General features: G+C 70.7%; 16 protein-coding genes, 1 tRNA gene and 1 pseudogene. 4 read left to right on the forward strand and 14 right to left on the reverse strand.

Translation table 11 applies throughout. The annotated features are described in order from the left end of the window. Positions 1 to 10: 10 nt before the first annotated feature. The 4 genes from ACBR40_RS14760 to ACBR40_RS14775 all read right to left on the reverse strand — a co-directional run bounded on the left by ACBR40_RS14760 (position 11) and on the right by ACBR40_RS14775 (position 3324). Positions 11 to 1279 (reverse strand): ABC1 kinase family protein, encoded by a 1269-nt coding sequence (locus ACBR40_RS14760; protein ID WP_371249032.1) that lies wholly within the window; start codon positions 1277 to 1279, stop codon positions 11 to 13. 75 nt (positions 1280 to 1354) lie between these two features. Further along, positions 1355 to 2077 (reverse strand): hypothetical protein, encoded by a 723-nt coding sequence (locus ACBR40_RS14765; protein WP_371249033.1) that lies wholly within the window; start codon positions 2075 to 2077, stop codon positions 1355 to 1357. A gap of 20 nt (positions 2078 to 2097) precedes the next feature. Then, complete coding sequence (locus ACBR40_RS14770) at positions 2098 to 2829, reverse strand: DUF6073 family protein (RefSeq protein WP_371249034.1); 732 nt, start codon at positions 2827 to 2829, stop codon at positions 2098 to 2100. Between the two features lie 54 nt (positions 2830 to 2883). Beyond that, positions 2884 to 3324, reverse strand: coding sequence for a hypothetical protein (locus tag ACBR40_RS14775; RefSeq protein ID WP_091088510.1), 441 nt, complete (start codon positions 3322 to 3324; stop codon positions 2884 to 2886). A 201-nt stretch (positions 3325 to 3525) separates the two neighbouring features. On the opposite strand from ACBR40_RS14775, the gene ACBR40_RS14780 reads away from it, so the two are divergent. Together ACBR40_RS14780 and selB are read left to right on the forward strand one after the other, a co-directional pair. Then, positions 3526 to 3618, forward strand: a tRNA-OTHER gene (locus tag ACBR40_RS14780). Positions 3619 to 3642: 24 nt separating this feature from the next. After that, complete coding sequence (selB, locus tag ACBR40_RS14785; protein WP_371249035.1) at positions 3643 to 5400, forward strand: selenocysteine-specific translation elongation factor; 1758 nt, start codon at positions 3643 to 3645, stop codon at positions 5398 to 5400. On the opposite strand, the gene selA is transcribed toward selB, so the two are convergent. The 4 genes from selA to ACBR40_RS14805 all read right to left on the reverse strand — a co-directional run bounded on the left by selA (position 5384) and on the right by ACBR40_RS14805 (position 9338). Beyond that, a complete protein-coding gene (selA, locus tag ACBR40_RS14790; RefSeq protein ID WP_371249036.1) occupies positions 5384 to 6811 on the reverse strand; it encodes an L-seryl-tRNA(Sec) selenium transferase in 1428 nt (475 codons plus the stop codon). The genes selB and selA overlap by 17 nt on opposite strands. Positions 6812 to 6814: 3 nt before the next feature. Beyond that, on the reverse strand, positions 6815 to 7885 hold the full coding sequence (selD, locus tag ACBR40_RS14795) for a selenide, water dikinase SelD (RefSeq protein ID WP_371249037.1): 1071 nt from the start codon (positions 7883 to 7885) through the stop codon (positions 6815 to 6817). 86 nt (positions 7886 to 7971) lie between these two features. Then, complete coding sequence (locus ACBR40_RS14800) at positions 7972 to 8523, reverse strand: carboxymuconolactone decarboxylase family protein (RefSeq protein WP_091088988.1); 552 nt, start codon at positions 8521 to 8523, stop codon at positions 7972 to 7974. 149 nt (positions 8524 to 8672) lie between these two features. After that, positions 8673 to 9338 (reverse strand): helix-turn-helix domain-containing protein, encoded by a 666-nt coding sequence (locus ACBR40_RS14805; protein WP_364446175.1) that lies wholly within the window; start codon positions 9336 to 9338, stop codon positions 8673 to 8675. A 78-nt stretch (positions 9339 to 9416) separates the two neighbouring features. On the opposite strand from ACBR40_RS14805, the gene ACBR40_RS14810 reads away from it, so the two are divergent. Beyond that, positions 9417 to 10004, forward strand: coding sequence for a carboxymuconolactone decarboxylase family protein (locus ACBR40_RS14810; protein WP_371249038.1), 588 nt, complete (start codon positions 9417 to 9419; stop codon positions 10002 to 10004). Positions 10005 to 10031: 27 nt separating this feature from the next. On the opposite strand, the gene ACBR40_RS14815 is transcribed toward ACBR40_RS14810, so the two are convergent. The 4 genes and pseudogenes from ACBR40_RS14815 to ACBR40_RS14830 all read right to left on the reverse strand — a co-directional run bounded on the left by ACBR40_RS14815 (position 10032) and on the right by ACBR40_RS14830 (position 14651). Further along, the gene (locus ACBR40_RS14815) at positions 10032 to 12254 is read right to left on the reverse strand and encodes an AAA family ATPase (RefSeq protein WP_371249039.1); all 2223 of its coding nucleotides are present in this window, start codon (positions 12252 to 12254) and stop codon (positions 10032 to 10034) included. 230 nt (positions 12255 to 12484) lie between these two features. Then, a pseudogene (locus ACBR40_RS14820) lies at positions 12485 to 12736 on the reverse strand (ArsR/SmtB family transcription factor); the annotation flags it as partial. Positions 12737 to 12748: 12 nt separating this feature from the next. Continuing rightward, the gene (locus ACBR40_RS14825; RefSeq protein ID WP_091088525.1) at positions 12749 to 13090 is read right to left on the reverse strand and encodes a VOC family protein; all 342 of its coding nucleotides are present in this window, start codon (positions 13088 to 13090) and stop codon (positions 12749 to 12751) included. A gap of 118 nt (positions 13091 to 13208) precedes the next feature. Continuing rightward, entirely contained in the window at positions 13209 to 14651 is a 1443-nt protein-coding gene (locus ACBR40_RS14830; protein ID WP_371249040.1) for a DHA2 family efflux MFS transporter permease subunit, read from the reverse strand. A gap of 147 nt (positions 14652 to 14798) precedes the next feature. Between ACBR40_RS14830 and ACBR40_RS14835 the strand changes: the two genes are divergently transcribed. Continuing rightward, positions 14799 to 16169, forward strand: coding sequence for an LVIVD repeat-containing protein (locus ACBR40_RS14835; RefSeq protein ID WP_371249041.1), 1371 nt, complete (start codon positions 14799 to 14801; stop codon positions 16167 to 16169). A 157-nt stretch (positions 16170 to 16326) separates the two neighbouring features. Here ACBR40_RS14835 and ACBR40_RS14840 read toward each other — a convergent pair whose 3' ends face one another. Next, on the reverse strand, positions 16327 to 17250 hold the full coding sequence (locus tag ACBR40_RS14840) for a hypothetical protein (protein WP_371249042.1): 924 nt from the start codon (positions 17248 to 17250) through the stop codon (positions 16327 to 16329). Next, entirely contained in the window at positions 17247 to 17912 is a 666-nt protein-coding gene (locus tag ACBR40_RS14845) for an NADPH-dependent F420 reductase (RefSeq protein ID WP_371249043.1), read from the reverse strand. Before ACBR40_RS14845 ends, ACBR40_RS14840 begins: the two co-directional genes overlap by 4 nt.

The following is a 17912-nucleotide window of genomic DNA, read 5'->3' on the forward strand; positions in this document are numbered from 1 at the left end:
GAAACCTCCGCTAGGTGACGGCCGGATCTGCCAGCAGCAGCCCGTGCATCACGTACGGCGCGGCCTCGATCTGGAAGTCCATCGACGGATACCAGCGCCTGACGGCGCCCTCCAGCGACAGCAGGCTGAGCAGCGGAAACACGAACTCGGGCTCGGCGAACAGCCGGTTCCTGCGCTGCAGGTCGAAGAGCTCGACGGCGAAGGCGGCGAGCTCGAAGTCGCCCGCCACGGCGCCCGCGCTGCGCTCCACCAGAGCCGCCGCCTCCTTGCGGAACGACTCCAGATCGGCGTCGGGCTCCATCCGCCTGACGGTCGACAACAGAATATTCGCGCAGAATTCGCCGTCACCGCGAATCATCCCGGAGAAGAACTGCGTGAAGCGCTCTCTCGTCGTTTCGCCGAGCTGGAACATGAATCCCGCGTCGAGCACGACCACCGATCCGTCCCGGCGGAAATAGACGTTTCCCTGATGCAGGTCGACGTGAATGAAGCCGGTCACGAAAAGCAGCCGGTAGACCGCGCCCACGAGACGGACCACGCACGCCTGCCGCGCGCCGTCCGTCAGCTCGCCTGCCGTTCGCCGGTCGAGCCCGTCCACGAACTCCATGGTGATGACGCCGCCCGCCGACAGCTCCTCCACCGCCGAGGGCACGACGACCCCCGTCACGTCCGCGAGGTCGTCGCGCAGCCGCCCGAGGTGGCGCAGTTCCTTGGCGAAGTCGAGCTGGCCCATCAGGGAGGCGCCGAGCTGTTCGGCGATCTCCGCCATCGGCACCCGTCTCAACCAGGGAAGACGTGAGAGCGCCCTGGCCATGGAGGTGACGATGGCGATGTCCGCCGCGAAGGCGGCGGCGATGCCCGGCCTGCGGACCTTCACGGCGAGGTCCCTCTCCCCCATGCGAGCCTGGTAGACGCAGGCGATCGAGCCGCTCGCGACCGGCGGTGCCGAGACCGCGGCCACGATGAAGGCGGGCGCCTCGGCGAACGAGGCGGCGACCGTCGCCCTCGCCTGCGCCTCGGTCATCGGCCGCACCTCGTCGTGCAGCCGGCCGAGCGCCTCGGCCAGGGGGACTCCGACCAGGTCGGCCCTGGTCGCCAGGAGCTGGCCCGCCTTGATGAAGGCGCCGCCGAAGCGTTCGAGCAGGCGGGCGACGCCGGCGGCGAGACGGTTACGCGGCCGGCGGCCGGCCAGGGCTGCGGCCAGCAGCGACGGGGCCGCGAGCGCGCTCAGCACGATGAGCTGCACCATGCGGACACAGACCCGTAGGAACACGGCCACTCCGCTCACTCCCTCCGGTGCACGGGCTCCCGCCCGTACGAGACCCCGTCCAGCGATCTCCCCGCCCGCCGACGCTCAGGAGGCCCCGACGCGCAGGCTTTCCTCCACCAGGTCGCGCAGCAGTTCCGGCGGCGCGTCGAAGGCGTCGCCAGGGAGCGGCACGATGCCGCTGGTCCTGGCGAAATCCGTCCGATGGCCGCTCTGCAACCGTTCGACCCTGACCCTGCGCGGCAGCCTGTCCTCCGAAGCCGCGCCGAGTTCGAGGGCGTCCCAGCGCCTGAGCACCTGCCCTTTCTGGCTCACCAGCCTGGTCACCACGAGGCCGTGACGAGGCGTGAGCAGTTCGGTCACGTGCACGCCCGCCAAAGCCCCCGCCCCTTCGAAGCAGCGGCGCTCGGCGCGGGTGCGCCCGTCGATCGGAGGGCACGCGTCGGCCTCGGCCCGCCGCAGCGCGGGGTGGGGCCAGGCCATGAGGTCGAGGTAGCCGATGTCCGTGAGCGGCAGGCAGTCGAACATCAGCCGGTCCATGACCTGGATCGGGCGCTTCATCGTCGGCAGATAGGTGTGGATCCGGCACGCCGCCGGGTCGAGGCGCTCCTCGATCCACACGTACGTGCCGAAGAGCACGTCCGGCTTCATGACGAAGATCGAGGTTGTGGCGCTCCATCCCCGGTCCTGGAACCGGCGGGCGAAGAGGTAGCGCATCGGGTTCTGGCCGATCGCGGCCTCCACGCTGAAGGCGTAGGAGCCGAGCCGGCCCGCTCGGTAGTTCGCGCGGGCCGGCTCTTCAACGCGCACGTCACTCATCGTCTCGGTGCTTACGCCAGGATTCTGGCGAGCTCGGCGGGCACCACCGCGCTGGCGATGGGAACGTGGTGCAGGAGGTTCCCGATCTCGATGTCAGCGGCGAGCAACTCGCCGAGCTGACGGCCTTCGCTGTCGTACAGGGCGTACGACCGCGACGTACGCGACACGTCGCCGATGGGGGGAACCATCGCGACCCGCGACTCCAGACGGACCACCTGGTCGCCGGTGTCGACGGTCGTGCCGAGCTGCTCCACCTCGAACCGAGGATAGATCATGGTGATACAGTCCTTGATGGGCATCGTGGTCCCATCACCCGTGTCCGGAGCGGGCTTGACCCGCGCGCCCTCCGACTTGCTGGGCGTGTTCGAGACCTTGACCTGGCCGAAGAGTTCGCTGTGCCCCGTGACCTGCAGCGACAGGAACTGCGCCGTGATCGTGGAGCTCGACCAGTCCATCTCGGTCGCGGAGTGCGGGTCGTGGCGACGGTAGATCGCCATGCCGTGGAGGTCGACGATGTCCTCACCGAGGCCGTCGATGCGCACGTGGATGCGCTCGCGGACGATGAAGGTCTCGAGGGCCGAGGGCGTCAGCGTATAGGGGCGGATCGGGTAGAGATTCCCCGGTCCTCCCCAGGCCGACGCGTGGCCCTTCACGACCTCCGCGGACGAGAGGGTCGCGGCGTCGAAGTCGGTCGCGAGCCCCCTGTCGTGGAGTTTCTGAAGGAATCCGTAAGGTTCGCTCACAGTTCAAACCTTTCGAGTGAGAGCGATTCGTGCGGTCTGCCGTAGCGGCACCCGTCAGGTGTCGAGTGACGCCATGAGCACATCGAGCGACTCGATGACGTGCGCGAAGTCCACCGTGCGCTCGCGAAGCCTCGTCGTGTCCACGGTGTGGTCGCCGAGTTCGATCGCCAGCACCTCGATCAGGCGATCGAGGTTGTTGTACGCGACGCTCACCGGGAAGTGAGCGAGCGGAATCTCGTGGGCCGGGTCGGCCGGGGGGCCTCCGGCCTCCAGCCGGCCGGTCGAGCCGCTGGAGGCGCGCCACGCCTGCTCCACCGTGAGGTCGTAGGCGTGGAAGGTGCCCAGGTAGTGGGGCTTCCACCGGCGGCGGAGCTCGTTGGCGCTGATCCTCCTTTCGAGGTAGTCGACGGCGGCGGGGATGAACTGCTCTCGGTACTCCTTGAGCAGGAGGCCGACATCGGGTGATGTCGTCAGAGCGCGATCTGCGACGGTCATGTTTCTCTCCCAACCTGGGCAGCGGATCAGGACACCATCCAGCGTCGATGTTCACAGTTGAGCGCTTTAAATTCATATAGTCAAGACAAACGGCTTGTTCTGCGTTCGCGTGAATCAAAGAGCTTTTGAATAGCCAGTTCATCGCCTAATGGGGAAATCGACGCTTGACCGACGGCTATCAATATCCCTAGCGTCATGCGTGGAGGCGTTGGGTGCCTGGTGGCCCTCCCGGTCTACAAAACCGATGGGGCGGCGTTCACGCCGCCGGCGGGTTCGATTCCCGTTCGCCTCCGCTCAGCTCAGCGATGGGAAGCACGCATGCACGTCGTCGCGACCGCAGGCCACGTTGACCACGGCAAGTCGACCCTGGTGAGGGTCCTGACCGGCATGGAACCCGACCGATGGGCCGAGGAGCGCCGCCGGGGGCTGACCATCGATCTCGGCTTCGCCTGGCGGACCCTTCCGTCGGGCCGCTCGCTCGCCCTGGTGGACGTCCCCGGTCACGAGCGCTTCGTCGGCAACATGCTGGCCGGGATCGGCCCGGTCCCTGCGGTGATGATGGTCGTCGCCGCCGACGAGGGCTGGATGCCCCAGTCGGCCGAGCACCTGGCCGTGATCGACGCGCTCGGGGTGGAGCACGGCCTGCTGGTCGTCACACGTGCCGACCGCGCCGACCCCGAACTGGCCGAGGAGGAGGCCCGCCTCGAACTCGACGGGACGAGCCTGCAGCACGCCGAGGCGGTCGCCGTCAGCAGCGTGACCGGTCAGGGCATCGACGCCCTCGTGGCCGCGCTCGACCGGCTGTCCGCCGCCCTGCCCGTTCCCTCGCCCGAGGCGCCGGTGCGGCTGTGGATCGACCGCGCCTTCACCGTCAAGGGACTCGGCACCGTCGTCACCGGCACGCTTCCGCAGGGGACGCTCTCCGTCGGCGACGAGCTGCTGCTCGGCGGTACGGGCAGGCGGGTGCGCGTGCGCGGCTTGCAGTCACTGAAGCGCCAGGTCGACTCCGTCACCGGCGTCGCGCGCGTGGCGCTCAACCTCAAAGGCGTGGAGCTCTCCGACGTCTCCAGGGGCGTGGCCCTCGTGACACCTGAGCGGTGGACGGCGACGCAGGTCGTCGACATCAGGCTCAGGCCCTCGAACGGGACCATCGGCCGCGAGTGTGTGCTGCACATCGGCTCGGCCTCGATCGTCGGCCGTCTGCGGCGGCTGGGCGAGGACATCGCCAGGCTGACGCTGACCCGCCCGGTCCCGCTGCACGTGGGCGACCGGGCGATCCTGCGGGATCCGGGGTCGCGGGCCGTCGCCGGCGTCACCGTCCTGGACGTGCGTCCTCCCTCCCTCGTCAAGCGCGGCTCCGCCGCTCGCGCCGCCCGTGAGCTGAGCTCGTGGCCTGCCGTACCGACGAGTGAGAACCTCGTGCGCCGCCACCGCTTCCTGCGCGAGGCAGAGCTCGCTCTCATGGGACGGTCCGCCGAGAGCGACCTGGTCGCGGGGACCTGGCTCGTCGACCCTGCGCACTGGGCCGCGCTGGGCGACCAGCTCGAGCAGCTCGCCAGGAGCGGGGCCGAGCGCGATCCGCTGCGGCCCGGCCTGTCCGTGGAGGTGGCCAGGCAGGCGCTCGGCCTGCCCGACAAGCGGCTGGTGGAGGCGCTCGTCCGCGCGCCGCTGCGGATCGACGGGGGCCGGGTGCTCGTCGAGGACGCCGCTCCCCTGCTGCCCGCCGGCGTGCTCGCCGCCGTCGACCGGCTGCGGGCCGAGCTCGCCACGCACCCCTTCCGCGCGCCCGAGAGCGCCCGGCTGGGCGAGCTCGGGTTGACCGGCAAGGCGGTGGCCGCCGGGGTCAGGGCGGGCATGCTCATCCGCCTCGCCGAAGGCGTGGTGCTGCCGCGCGAAACGGAGCGAAAGGCGGTCGAGATCCTCGCGGGGCTGCGCCAGCCCTTCACCGCCAGCGAGGCGAGGAGCGCGCTCGACACCTCGCGCCGCGTCGTCATCCCGCTGCTGGAGCACCTCGACGAGCTGGGGCACACGGAGCGGGTGGACGCCGCCACCCGCCGTGTCACCGGGCGCTCATGATCTCCTGAAGGCTCCGCAGGACCAGGTCGTCCTGCTCGGGCGGCACCGTCCGCAGGTCTACGAGCACCCGTCCGCGTTCCGCTCTGACGATGACCGGCGGGTCGGCGGCGCGCAGCCCGCTGACCACGGCCGTCTCGGTCAGCCCGAGGGGCGTGATCTCCACCACGACCGACGGCAGCCGCTCGGTCGGCAGGCTGCCGCCGCCGACGACGCCCGTCCCCTCGCGTACCTTCGCCCGCTCCCCCAGCCCCGTGGCCAGCCGCTCCGCCCTGCGGCGGAGCTCGTCGAGCGGTACGGCGAGCATGCGCAGCACCGGCAGGTCGTCCGGACGGCCCGACAGGTGCGTCAGCAGCGTCGCCTCGAGCGCGGCGAGCGTCAGCTTGTCGATCCGTACGGCACGCGCGATCGGATGCCGGGCGAGCCTCGCCACAAGCTCGCCCCGTCCGACGACGAGCCCCGCCTGAGGCCCGCCGAAGAGCTTGTCGCCGGAGAAGACGGCCAGGTCCACCCCGGCCGAGAGGCTCTCGTCGAGCGCCGGCTCGTCGCCGAGACGGCCGCGCAGCAGCCCCGATCCGAGGTCGTGGACGAGCGGCAGCCTGTGGGCCCCGGCCAGCTCGACGAGGTCGGCGAGGGCGGGCTGGGCGGTGAAGCCCTCGATCCGGTAGTTGCTCGGGTGCACGACCAGGATGAGCGCCGTTCGCTTCCCGATCGCCGAAGCGTAGTCGGCCAGGTGGGTCCTGTTGGTGGCGCCCACCTCGACCAGGTTCGCGCCCGCGGCTTCGAGGATGGAGGGGATGCGGAACTCGCCGCCGATCTCGACCAGTTCGCCGCGCGACACGATCACCTCGCGGTCTCGGGCGAACGCGCCCAGGATGAGCATGAGGGCGGCCGCGGCGTTGTTGACCGCGAGCGCGGCCTCCGCGCCGGTGAGCTCCCTCAGGAGGGCGCTCACCGTGCTCCCGCGTTTGCCGCGCTCACCGGTCGTGAGGTCGAACTCGACGGTGGAGTACCCTGCGGCGGCCTTGACCGCCTCCAGTGCCTGGGCGGAGAGCGGGGCTCGGCCGAGGTTGGTGTGCAGGACGACGCCGGTGGCGTTGACGACGGCGCGGACGCGGCCGCTCGTGAGGCGGTCGAGCGCGTCCGACACCGCGCCGGCGAGCGCGTCCAGCGGCGGGGGCTGCCCTCCTCCGGCGAGCGAGGCGCGGGCTTCGTCGAGCGCCCGGCGGGCCATCGTGGTCAGCAGCGGACGCCCCCAGACGCCGAGCCGCTCGACGAGTCGGGGATGGGCCAGGAGGCTGTCCACCTTGGGGAGCGCCCTCCGGGGATCACCCGCGCGATCCGGCTCGCCGCCCGTTCGCCGGGAGCCCCGCTCGGCCTGCCCGGTGCGGCCGGCCTGGTGTGTGGGGTCCATGCCTCACACACCGGCCCGGACGTCGATCGTGCCGGGTTCGCCCTCGACGATCTGGCCGATGACGGCGGCGGCGACCCCGCGGTCCTGGAGCTTGGCCACGACGTCGTCGGTCTCGTCGCGGACCGCCAGGAGCAGTCCGCCCGAGGTCTGCGCGTCGTGCAGGAGCACCGCCACCTCCTCGTCGACCGCCACGCTCATCGTGACCCAGGGCTGGAGGAAGTCGATGTTGGCCCGCGTTCCCCCAGGCACGTGGCCCGTCGCGGCGAGTTCGCGCGCCTCGGGAAGCAGGGGCACCCGGTCGGCGTCGATCTCCGCCGCCACACCGCTGGCCCGTGCCATCCGGCGCAGGTGGCCGAGGAGTCCGAAGCCGGTCACGTCGGTGGCCGCGCGCACGCCCATCGAGACGGCCACCTCGGCGGCCACGTCGTTGAGCGTCACCATGCAGGCGACCGCCTCGTCCACGGCGGCCTGGTCGGCGGCGCCCCGCTTGAGCGCGGTGACGACGACGCCCGTGCCGACGGGTTTGGTCAGGACGAGCTCGTCGCCCGGCATGGCGCGGTCGATGGTCAGCAGCCTCGCCGGGTCGGCCATGCCGAGGACGGCCATGCCGTACTTGGGCACGGGGTCGCTGATGGTGTGACCGCCCACGACCGCGCATCCGGCGGCCGCGGCGGTCGCCGCGGCGCCGCTCATCACGCCGGCCAGCATGCTGAGCGGCAGGTCGTCCCCCGGCCAGGCGGCCAGGTTGAGCGCGACGACAGGCTTGCCGCCCATCGCGTAGACGTCGGAGAGGGCGTTGGCGGCGGCGATGCGCCCCCAGTCGTAGGGGTCGTCGACGATGGGGGTGAAGAAGTCGGTGGTGAGAATCAGCGCCTGTCCCTGGCCGATCCTGATGACGGCGGCGTCGTCGCCTTCGGCCAGCCCGACGAGGAGGCCGGGCAGGGGGCCGCCGCTCTGGTGGCCGTTGAAGGAGCCCATGAGCTGTTCGAGTGAGGCCTGGGGCAGCTTGCACGCGCACCCGGCCCCCGGCGAGAGGGAGGTCAGCCGGATGCTTGAGGAGGTGGTGTGGCTCATGGCGGCCCTTTCCTGGTGGGCGTCCGAACGCTGGAAGGAGGACGGTCGCCGCGGCGGGCACGCCGGGCGACCGCGGGGTGGATCTCCTAGTGGCCGGTGGCGCACATGCGATAGCCGTCATTGATGATCATCTGCGCCATCCCGACGTAGGCGGCGGGATCGTCGGGCACGATGGCTGCCAGGCCGTCGCAGTAGCGGTTGAACATGGCGAAGGCCGCCGCGATGAGCACGGTGTCGTGGATCTCGGTGTCGGTCGCCCCGGCCTGGCGGGCGGCGTCGACCATAGCGTCGGTGACCTCGTGGCCGCCCTTCGTGACCGCTCCGGCGATCACGATGAGCGTCTTGAGCTTGGGCGGGATGGGGGCGCTATCCAGGTCGTCGAGCACCTTGTCGACGAGCGCGCGCCCGCCGCTGATCTGGGCGGCGCTGATCTCCGCGTGGGCGGAGCTACAGAAGCGGCAGTCGTTCTGCGCCGAGACGTAGGCCGCGATGAGCTCGCGGTCGCCCCGGCTCATGGAGTGGGGGTTGCGCAGCAGCGTCTCGGCCAGCTCGCCCAGGTGACGGCCGGTCTCGGGCCGGTACTGGAAAAGACCGGGAGTGCCGGGTGCGAGCTCGGGGGGCATGGCGATGTGAGGCATGTTCACTCCTCGAAGCGGATGTGCACCATCTCCTCAAAGTAGACAACTTTAGAGATATATAGTCAATGCCGGGAAAGGCGTGGCGAAGCGCGTATTGCCTGGCGATTCTTCACCGCAAGGGCATTAATTGCTGAAGAAAAAAGTAGTCCTCAGCGAACAGGCGCAGGAGCCGGCATCAGCCCGAGCAGCACGCTGGACCTGATCACCGCGTCGGTGTCCCCCGTGAGGGAGAGCCGGCCGGAGGCGAGCGCCTCGAAGGGAGTCAGCCGCTTGGCCCCGATCTCCACGAACGTCTGCGCGTCGGTGCGGGCCACGACCGCGGCGACGCCCGGATACGGCCCCTCCATGGCGATCGGCCGCCTGCCGACGACGTCGATGTGGAAGACGATGTCGTCGACGTGGAACTCGTAAGCCTCGTCGATGTCGGAGGCGAGAGCGGGGTCGATCATCGCCTGCACCGCGAGGAAGCCCCAGTGCGGCCGGACCTCCAGGTTCTCCTCGGGCGACCCCAGGAAGGCCATGCCCCAGCGGGCCAGCCGCAGGACCGGCTCGCGCAGCTCGCGGCCCAGCTCGGTCAGCTCGTAGCCCTGGTCGCGCGACTCGGGCTTGGCGATGACGCCCAGTTCGGTCAGCGTCTTGAGCCGCTCGGCGAGCAGGTTGGTGCCGATGCCGGGGAGCTCGGCGAGGAACTCGCCGTAGCGCTTCGGGCCGAGCAGCAGCTCTCTGATGATGAGGAGCGTCCAGCGTTCACCGATGACGTCCAACGCCGACGCGAGTCCGCAGTACTGCCCGTAAAGCCGGCGCGCATGGCCCATGGTAGCCTCCTCGCTCCATGCCGTACTTTAATTATACATAGACCATGAGAATAGCCACTCGGTCCACGAGGAGAGCGCATGGAGCCTGAAAGCGTCCGCCTGCCCGTGATCAATGAGAGCCGGGCGGAAGGTGTGACCGCCACCCTGTATGCCGAGATGCGCGAGCACTTCGGCCTCGGTCTCGTCCCCGACGTGTTCAAGCTGGTGAGCACCCGGCCGGAGTTCCTCCAGGTGTTCTGGGACGGCTACCGCTCGGTCTTCGGCGCCGGGCTGCTGGAGCGCGACGTCAAGGAGCTCATCGCGGCCTTCGTCGCGCGCGAGGTCTCGTGCGCGTACTGCGTGGACGCGCACGTGCTGTTCCTGCGGCTGGTCGGAGCGGACGAGCGGATGGAGGCCAGCCTCCGGCACGCGGAGATCGACGACATGCCGTTGCCCGAAGCCACCAGGATCCTGCTCAGGCTGGCGGCCCAGGTCACCCACCAGGCGTACCGGATCACCGACGACGACTTCGCCGACGCGCGTGCGGCCGGATGGAGCGACGGCCAGCTCCTGGAGGCGGTGTGGACCGCCTGCCAGTTCAACTGGGTGACCAGGATGGCGAGCGCGCTCGGGCTGACCACCCTGGGACAGCTCGCGGAGCTCGGCGAGACGCCCGTCACCGGCTGACGACCGGAGTTCGCCGGGTGCCCGTCACTAGGTGATAGTCAACTTGAGCGTCACCCCGTCCTCCGAGGTGACGCTCACCCGCTGTCCCGCGCGGACGGCGTTCTGGATCAGCACGGACGACAGCAGGTCGTCCAGCTCCCGCTGCACCACGCGCCGCAACGGACGCGCCCCCAGACCCGGATCGTGGCACGACGCGAGTAGGCACCGCCTGGCCTGCGGCGTGACGTCGAGGATCGCGCCCGCGCCGCGCAGGAACCGGTCGGCCAGCGCGTTGACCTCCAGATCCAGTACGGCGAGCAGTTCGGCGGCGCCGAGGGCGGAAAACACCACGACCTCGTCGACGCGGTTGAGCAGCTCGGGTCGCAGACTCCGCCTCAGCTCACCGGTGATCGCGGCCCGCCTGTCCTCGTGCCGCTCCGAGGCGAAACCGCGGGGGGCGCCGGCCTCCGCCGTACCGAGGTTGGTGGTCATGATGACGACGGAGCCGGTGAAGCTCGTCGTCCGCCCGTCGCCCGAGCCGATCCTGCCCTCTTCGAGGATCTGGAGGAGGATGTCGAGGACGGCCGGGTGGGCCTTCTCGATCTCGTCGAAGAGCACCACGCCGGACGAGCGCTCCACGGCGCGGGTGAGCAGCCCGCCCGCTTCGAAGCCCTCGTATCCGGGCGGCGCGCCGACGAGGCTGGAGACGGCGTGGCTCTCGGCGTATTCGCCCATGTCGATCTGGACGAGCGCGTCCTCACTGCCGGACAGCACCTCCGCGAGCGCCTTGGCCAGCAGCGACTTCCCGACTCCTGAGGGACCGGCGAACAGGAACGAGCCGATCGGCCGGTCGGGGTCGGCGACTCCGGCGCGGGAACGCCGGATGGCCGCGCTGACCGAGGCGATCGCGGCATCCTGGCCGACGACGCGGCGGCGCAGCTCGGTCTCCAGGTCGCGCAGCCTGCGCAGGTCGTCCTCGCCGAGGCGTTCGAGCGGGACACCCGCGGTCGCGGCCACGACCTCGCGCACGAGATCCTCGGTCACCTCCCGCGCGGTCCCTCTGATGCGGGCCAGCGCGCAGGCCTCGTCGACGGCGTCCACGGCCTTGTCGGGCAGCAGGCGGCCGCGCACGTGCCGGTCGGTCAGGCGGGTGGCGGCGACCAGCGCGGCGTCCGTGATCGTCACGCCGTGGTGGCTCTCGTAGCGCGGTCGCAGTCCTTCGAGCATCTCGATCGTGCCCGCGACGGTCGGGGGCTCGATCGCCACCACCTGGAAGCGGCGGCCGAGCGCGGCGTCGCCCGCGATCCGGGAGCGATACTCCTCCGGGGTCGTCGCGCCGATGAGCCTCAGCTCGCCTCGCTCCAGGAGCGGCTTCACCAGGGCGGACGCGTCGAGGCCGCCGCTGCTGTCGCCCGCTCCGACCAGGGCGTGCACCTCGTCCAGGAACAGGACGATCTCACCGTCGTCGCGCGCCTCGGTGAGCACCGTCTTCAACCGTTCCTCGAAGACGCCCCGGCGGCTCGCTCCGGCCAGCAGGGAGCCGAGGTCGAGCGCGTACAGGCGCACCTCACGGAGCCCGTCGGGCACCTGGCCCTCGGCGATCCGGCAGGCCAGCGCCTCCACCAGCGCGGTCTTGCCCACGCCTGGCCCGCCCAGGAGCAGCGGGCTGTTCTTCGTCCTGCGCAGGAGCACCTGGACCAGCCGGTCGAGTTCGGACTCCCGGCCGAGCACCGGGTCGAACTCGCCCGCCCGCGCCGCGTCGGTCAGGTCGCGGCCGAAGCGTCCCAGCAGGACGTCCACGGGGCGCACGGGCCGGTCCGGCCTTCCCCCGGGCCGCGCCGACCGGTCGAGCGCCGCCAGGATCCTGCCTCTGAGCAGGTCCGTCTCCACGCCCAGCCCTTTCAGGGCGAGCGTGCCAGGATCCTCCTCATCGCTCAGCATGCCGAGCAGGATGTGCTCGCCGTCGATCTCGTCCTGCCCCAGCCGGGCGGCTTCCTCGCTGGAACGGCCGAGAAGGGCGGCGGCGCGGGAGCTCAGGTTCATGCTCCCGGCGGAGAAAACCTGGCCGCGGCCCACGACCTTCTCCACCTCGCTGTGGACGGCCTCAAGGTCGATGTCCAGATCGGTGAGCAGGTCTCCGGCGATCCCGCCCGCCTGCACCAGGCCGAGGAGGATGTGCTCCGTCCCGATCGTGTTGTGGTTGAACATCCTGGCCTCTTCCTCGGCCAGGACGAGGACCTGCCTGGCGCGGGCGCCCAGACGCTCCACCATGCTCGCTCCTTGTTCGGACCCCGGCCGCGTCCCGCGCCGGGGTCCTGGTCGCCGGGGCCGGCATCGCCGCTCACGCCGGCTCCGCCGTACGACGGGGGGCCGCCGGGAGGGAGAACCCGCGAGGGCGATGCCGGTCGTCCGCTGTCATGCGGTCCTTCCGCCGCCTGTTTCGCCAGGTCGAAGCCTGCCTGCCAGATGTCTTCGACGAACTCGCGCAGTTTGGAGATCGTCGCCGGGCTGGCGCGGTAGAGCCGCCGGGTGCCCTGTCGGCGCTCGGTGACGAGGTGGGCCTCCCGCAGGACCTTGAGATGTTGCGACACCGCCGACCGGGTGACCGCGAAGTGCTCCGCGATCTCCCCGGCCGGCCGTTCGGTGGCGGCGATGAGATGGAGGATCGCCCGGCGGGTCGGCTCGGCTATCGCCCGGAGGACGACGTCGAGTTCCGCTCCGCCCGGTTCCCCGTCCGTCTCACCCCGGTGCATGCCGGTGGCGGTTCAGCGCTGCCACAGGCCGACCTGCAGGCCGTCCGGGTCCTTGAAGGTGGCCATCGTGCCGATGCCCGGGATCTCGTATGGCGGGGTGACGCGCTCGCCGCCCTGCGCCTCGATGGCCTTCAGGGTCGCCTCGGCGTCGTCGACGACGATGTACATGACCAGCGAGGCACTGTCACCCTCGCCGATGCCGCCGGGGATGCCCTCTCCCGCTCCTGTGTCGACCATGCCGTAGTTCATCTGCGGGTCGACGTCGATCTTCCAGCCGAAGATCTCGGAGTAGAACGCGCGCGAGGTGGCGGCGTTCTTGGAGGTGAGGTCGAACCAGGCGATGGGCTTGCCCATGATGATTCCTTCCTGCGTGACGGGTTCTTCGGTGGGTCCGGCCCACGGGGGACCGGACGTCTCGGGGAGCGTCCCGGGAGCCGGGACGGGGGCGTAGCGGCTCCTGGGGGCACTCCGGTCAGGAGGCCGCGCCGCCCGGCTGCATGTCGGGGGAGGCGGGCATGGCGTGCGGTGCGGGCTTGCGGATGACGGCCGCGGCCAGCACGCCGGCGAGGGTGAGGACGGCAAGCGCGATCGTGGCGGGGGTGAAGCCCGCCACGAAGGTCGCGTTGGATCCGTATCCGCCCTGCGCGGTGAAGATCGCCGCCACCATGGCCACGCCGAAGACGGCGCCGACCTGCCGGATCGTGTTGCTCACGCCAGCCGCCACACCGGCCTCCATGGGGCTGACCGAGCGCATGACGGCCGAGGCGACCGTGGGGAAGGCGATGGCGACGCCCACGCCCGCGGCGAGCAGCGGGGCGATCATCGGACCGTAGCCGGTTCCGGCCGAGGCCATCAGCGCGATGGCGAGGAAGCCGCCGCCGTGCAGGAGCAGTCCGAGGATGACCAGCGGGCGCTCGCCCATGCTGTCGGCGAGCTTGCCCGCGATGGGCGAGATGAACAGCGCAAGCGCCACCCAGGGCAGCAGCCTGATGCCGACCCCGAGCGGGTCGTTGCCCTCCACGAGCTGGAGGTACTGGGCGAAGACGAAGCCGTTGCCGTACAGGGCGGCGGCGAGGACGAAGCCGGACAGGCAGCCGCCGGTGAAGCCGCGGTTGCGGAAGATGGCGAGCGGCATCATCGGACTGGAGGCTTTGGCCTGCCAGACGACGAAGAGGATCAGCGCGATGGCGCCGCCGATGAAGCCGGCGAGGATGGTGGGCGAGGTCCAGCCGGCCTCGCCGCCGCGGATGAGCGACTGGGCGACGCCGAAGACGCCGAGCGTGGCCAGCACCAGCCCGAGCAGGTCGATCGAGCGCCGCACACCGTGCGTCTCACTGATCTTCATCAGGCTCAGCACGATGAGGATCACGCCGACGGGGACGTTCAGCCAGAAGATCCACTGCCAGGCCAGGCCCTGGATGACGAGGCCGCCCACGAGCGGTCCCGCGGCCACGGCCACACCGGAGATGGCGCCCCAGACGCCGAAGGCGGCGCCGCGCGCCTCGGGCGGAGTGGCGTCGGTGATGACGGCGAGAGCGAGCGCGATCGCGATGCCGCCGCCGATGCCCTGCAGCGATCGGGCGGCGATCAGAACGTCGATGGAGGTGCTGAGCGCGCACAGCGCCGAGCTGAGGGTGAAGAGCCCGATGCCGATGACGAACAGCGTGCGCCGCCCGAACCGGTCGCCGAGCGCCGCGCCGGTGAGGATGAAGGCGGCGAAGCCCAGCTCGTAGGCGCTCACGGTCCAGCCGAGACCCGCCACACCGGCAGCGAGCTCCTCGTGGAGCGTCGGCAGGGCGGTCGTGACCACGAGCACGTCCAGGCCGACCATGAAGGAGGCGAAAGAGGCGAGGATCAGGGTCCAGCGTTGCCGTTCCGGCGAGAACCCCGAGGAAGAACTGTCATTGACCGTCATGGCGACTCCAGACCAGACAGATGGTGAGGACGGCAGCGCTCCGGGCCGCTGCGCGCTCTAAACGTAAGCCAAAGCTTTCGAAAGCGTCAACTGTCATTTCAGGGCGAGAGCATTGACTATATATTTATAAAGTAATCCACTGGAGTCATGTCGAGAAGACCCATCGCCCTGTCAGCCGCCGTACTCCTGGCACTGACCACCGCCATGGCGACCGCGCCGCCGGAGCCGCCCTCGATGAGCGCCAACATCCGCCACCTCGCGAACGTGCCCAAACAGCCGCCGTTCGACGGCATGTCCACTCCGACCACCGACCTGGCCTTCACCGGCCGTCACGCGATCGCGGGCAACTTCGCCGGCTTCACCGTCTACGACATCGGCGACCCGCGCCGGCCGAAGACCGCGGCGCGGGTCCTGTGCCCGGGCGCGCAGAACGACGTGTCGGTCTCCGGCTCGCTGCTCTTCCTGTCGACCGACGAGCCGCGTAGCGACGACTCCTGCGCCAGCACGCCCTCCCCCGCCGGCGGATGGGAGGGCATCAAGATCTTCGACATCGGCGATCCCGCGAACCCGCGCTACGTGCGGTCGATCGCGACGCCCTGCGGCTCCCATACCAACACGCTCGTCCCCGGCAGGGGCCGCCATCGCGGCAGCGTCTTCCTCTACGTCTCCTCCTACCTGATCGGCCAGGAGACCAACGGGTGTGCCGCGCCCCACGACAAGATCTCGATCATCGAGGTGCCGCTCGGCCGGCCGGAGCAGGCCGCGATCGTCGCCGAGCCCGTGCTCTTCCCCGACGGCGGCAACCCGGGCGGCACCGGCAGCACCTGGTATCCCACCACGGGCTGCCACGACCTGACCGCCTACCCGGCCAAGAACCTCATGGCGGGCGCCTGCATGGGCGACGGCCTGCTCATGGACATCGCCGACCCGCTCCGCCCGCGCGTCATCACCCGCGTCCAGGACACCGAGAACTTCGCCTTCTGGCACTCGGCCGTCTTCAACCAGCGCGGCGACACGGTGGTGTTCGGCGACGAGCTCGGCGGGGGCTTCGCCCCCACCTGCACCGCCGCGACGGGAGCCACCAGGGGCGCGAACGCGATCTACTCGATCACGGGGTACGGCGACCAGCGCACGCTGGTCAAACGGGGTTACTACAAGCTTCCGCGCGAGCAAGGCCAGACCGAGAACTGCGTCGCCCACTACGGATCGATCATGCCCGTGCTCGGCCGGGACATCATGGTCCAGGCGTGGTACCAGGGCGGCGTGTCGGTGTGGGAGTTCACCGATCCGCGGCGACCGCGCGAGATCGCCCACTTCGACCGCGGGCCGCTCTCCCCCACTCAGCTCATCCTCGGCGGCGCCTGGTCGGCCTACTACTACAACGGCTTCATCTACGTGGCCGACACCCAGCTTGGGCTCGACGTCCTGGAGCTCGGGGACCCGCGCACCCGGAGCGCGGGGCTGACGCGCTATAGGGAATTCAACCCCCAGACCCAGCCCGCGGGCCTCTTCGGCTGAGGACCGCCCCGGCCCCCGCCACGTCTTGACGAGCTCGGCGACGTGCCGGGGGCCGGCGAGCGGCCGTGCGCCTCCGTCCAGGTGGACTTCCCGGCCGCGCCCAGTCCCACGAGGACGACCGGGCACGGCGAGGGCAATTTGACGGTCATGAAGCGGTCTACCACAGGGTCGGATACCAGATCACGCCTGTCCTGGCCAACAGCCGGACGTCCCAGTAGAGGAAGGTGAAGACACCGGCGACCAGGAAGGCCGAGGCGGTCAGCAGCGCGGCGCGTCCCGGCTCGGCCGCCAGCCAGCGCTGCACCCGGCTGCCCAGCGCCGCCGTCAGCACCAGGAAGATCAGCGAGAGCACCACGATGTTCCCGAGCGACTGCAGCACGAAGGCCACCGCCCCGTACATCGGATGGCCGCTGTCCGCGACGTCCCGGAAGAGTTGCCGGTAGAGCCCGAAGGGACGGCCGACCAGGAAGGCGCCGATGATCACCCCCATGAAGGCGGTGCGCGCGTACGGGAAGCGCCGCTCAGCCGCCTCCAGCGGGTCCTTGACGATGCCGAGCGCCGCCAGCCCGAGGTAGATCAGCACGAGCCCGATGATCCCGAACACCACCATCGACTGCACGAGACGCGGGGGCAGAGCGCCCGCGGCGGCGCTTGCCGTCGAGTACTGGGGCATGTTCGTGCCGAACAGCGCGACGATCACGCCGTAGAGCGCCGACACCACGGCCATCCCGGCGACCAGCCACGCGAGCGGCGGCAGCGCCAGCATGAGCCTGCTCCTGAGCGGCCGCGGCTCGCCGAGCAGCGGGGCGACCGCGCCGAGCGCGGCGATGTTGCAGGCGGTGAACGTGCCGCCCAGGCCGCTGGCGAAGGCGAACAGCACGCCCGCGAGAGGCCCGGCGATGGCGGCCTTCGGGTCATGCCCGATCACGGCTCCGGTGACATTGTCGCCGATGACCTTGTCGACGAAGGGCGCCGACCAGATCACCGTCAACGCGAATCCGGCGAGCGCGCTGAAGGCCAGGACCCGCCTGCCACGTGCGGTACGGCCCGGCGCGATGGGGGGTGCGTGGAGATCGGTCACCGTCTCACTCCTGTCTGATCATTGGCGGTCATGTCGGCGCGGAGGAGGCGGAACCCCACCGCGTCGCCCAGCCCTTCCTGCTCGGCCAACGTGCGCAGCAGTGCGGCCAGGCCTTCGATCCACTTGCTGGTGTGCAGCGGTCCGGCGTCGGCGACGTCGAATCCGAGGCGTTCGAGGAGGTAGGAGACGCATTGCTTGGCCGCGGGGTCGTTCCCGGCGATGGGGACGGTCGGCGCGGGGGCTCCGTGGGCGAGCGCGCGCAGGCGTCTGGCGGACACGCAGTTGAGCGCCTTGACGACGGAACTGCGGGGGAACAGCTCGGCGACCAGTTCCCCCGCCGAGTCGTACTCCGGGTCGCGCAGGTCGGCGGGCTCGGGGTTGGACAGGTCGACGACGACGGTGCCTTCGAGAGGACCGCGCAGGAGCGGCGCCACCTCGCGGCGACTGACCGGGAGCCTGGTCGCGAGGAAGACGATCGCGCTGTCGCGGGCCAGGACCTCGGGCGGGACGGCGTGCGCGCCGGGCAGCGTCGCGGCGAGCGCGGCGGCCGTGCGCCCCAGCCCTCCGGCGAGCAGGACCCGCTGCCCGCCGAGAATGAGCGCCTCGGCGAGCGCCGACCCCATGGAGCCGCAGCCCACCACACCCACGGCGAAGCGTCCCAT

This window comes from Nonomuraea sp. AD125B (assembly GCF_041402765.1).
Taxonomy (GTDB): Bacteria; Actinomycetota; Actinomycetes; order Streptosporangiales; family Streptosporangiaceae; genus Nonomuraea; species Nonomuraea bangladeshensis.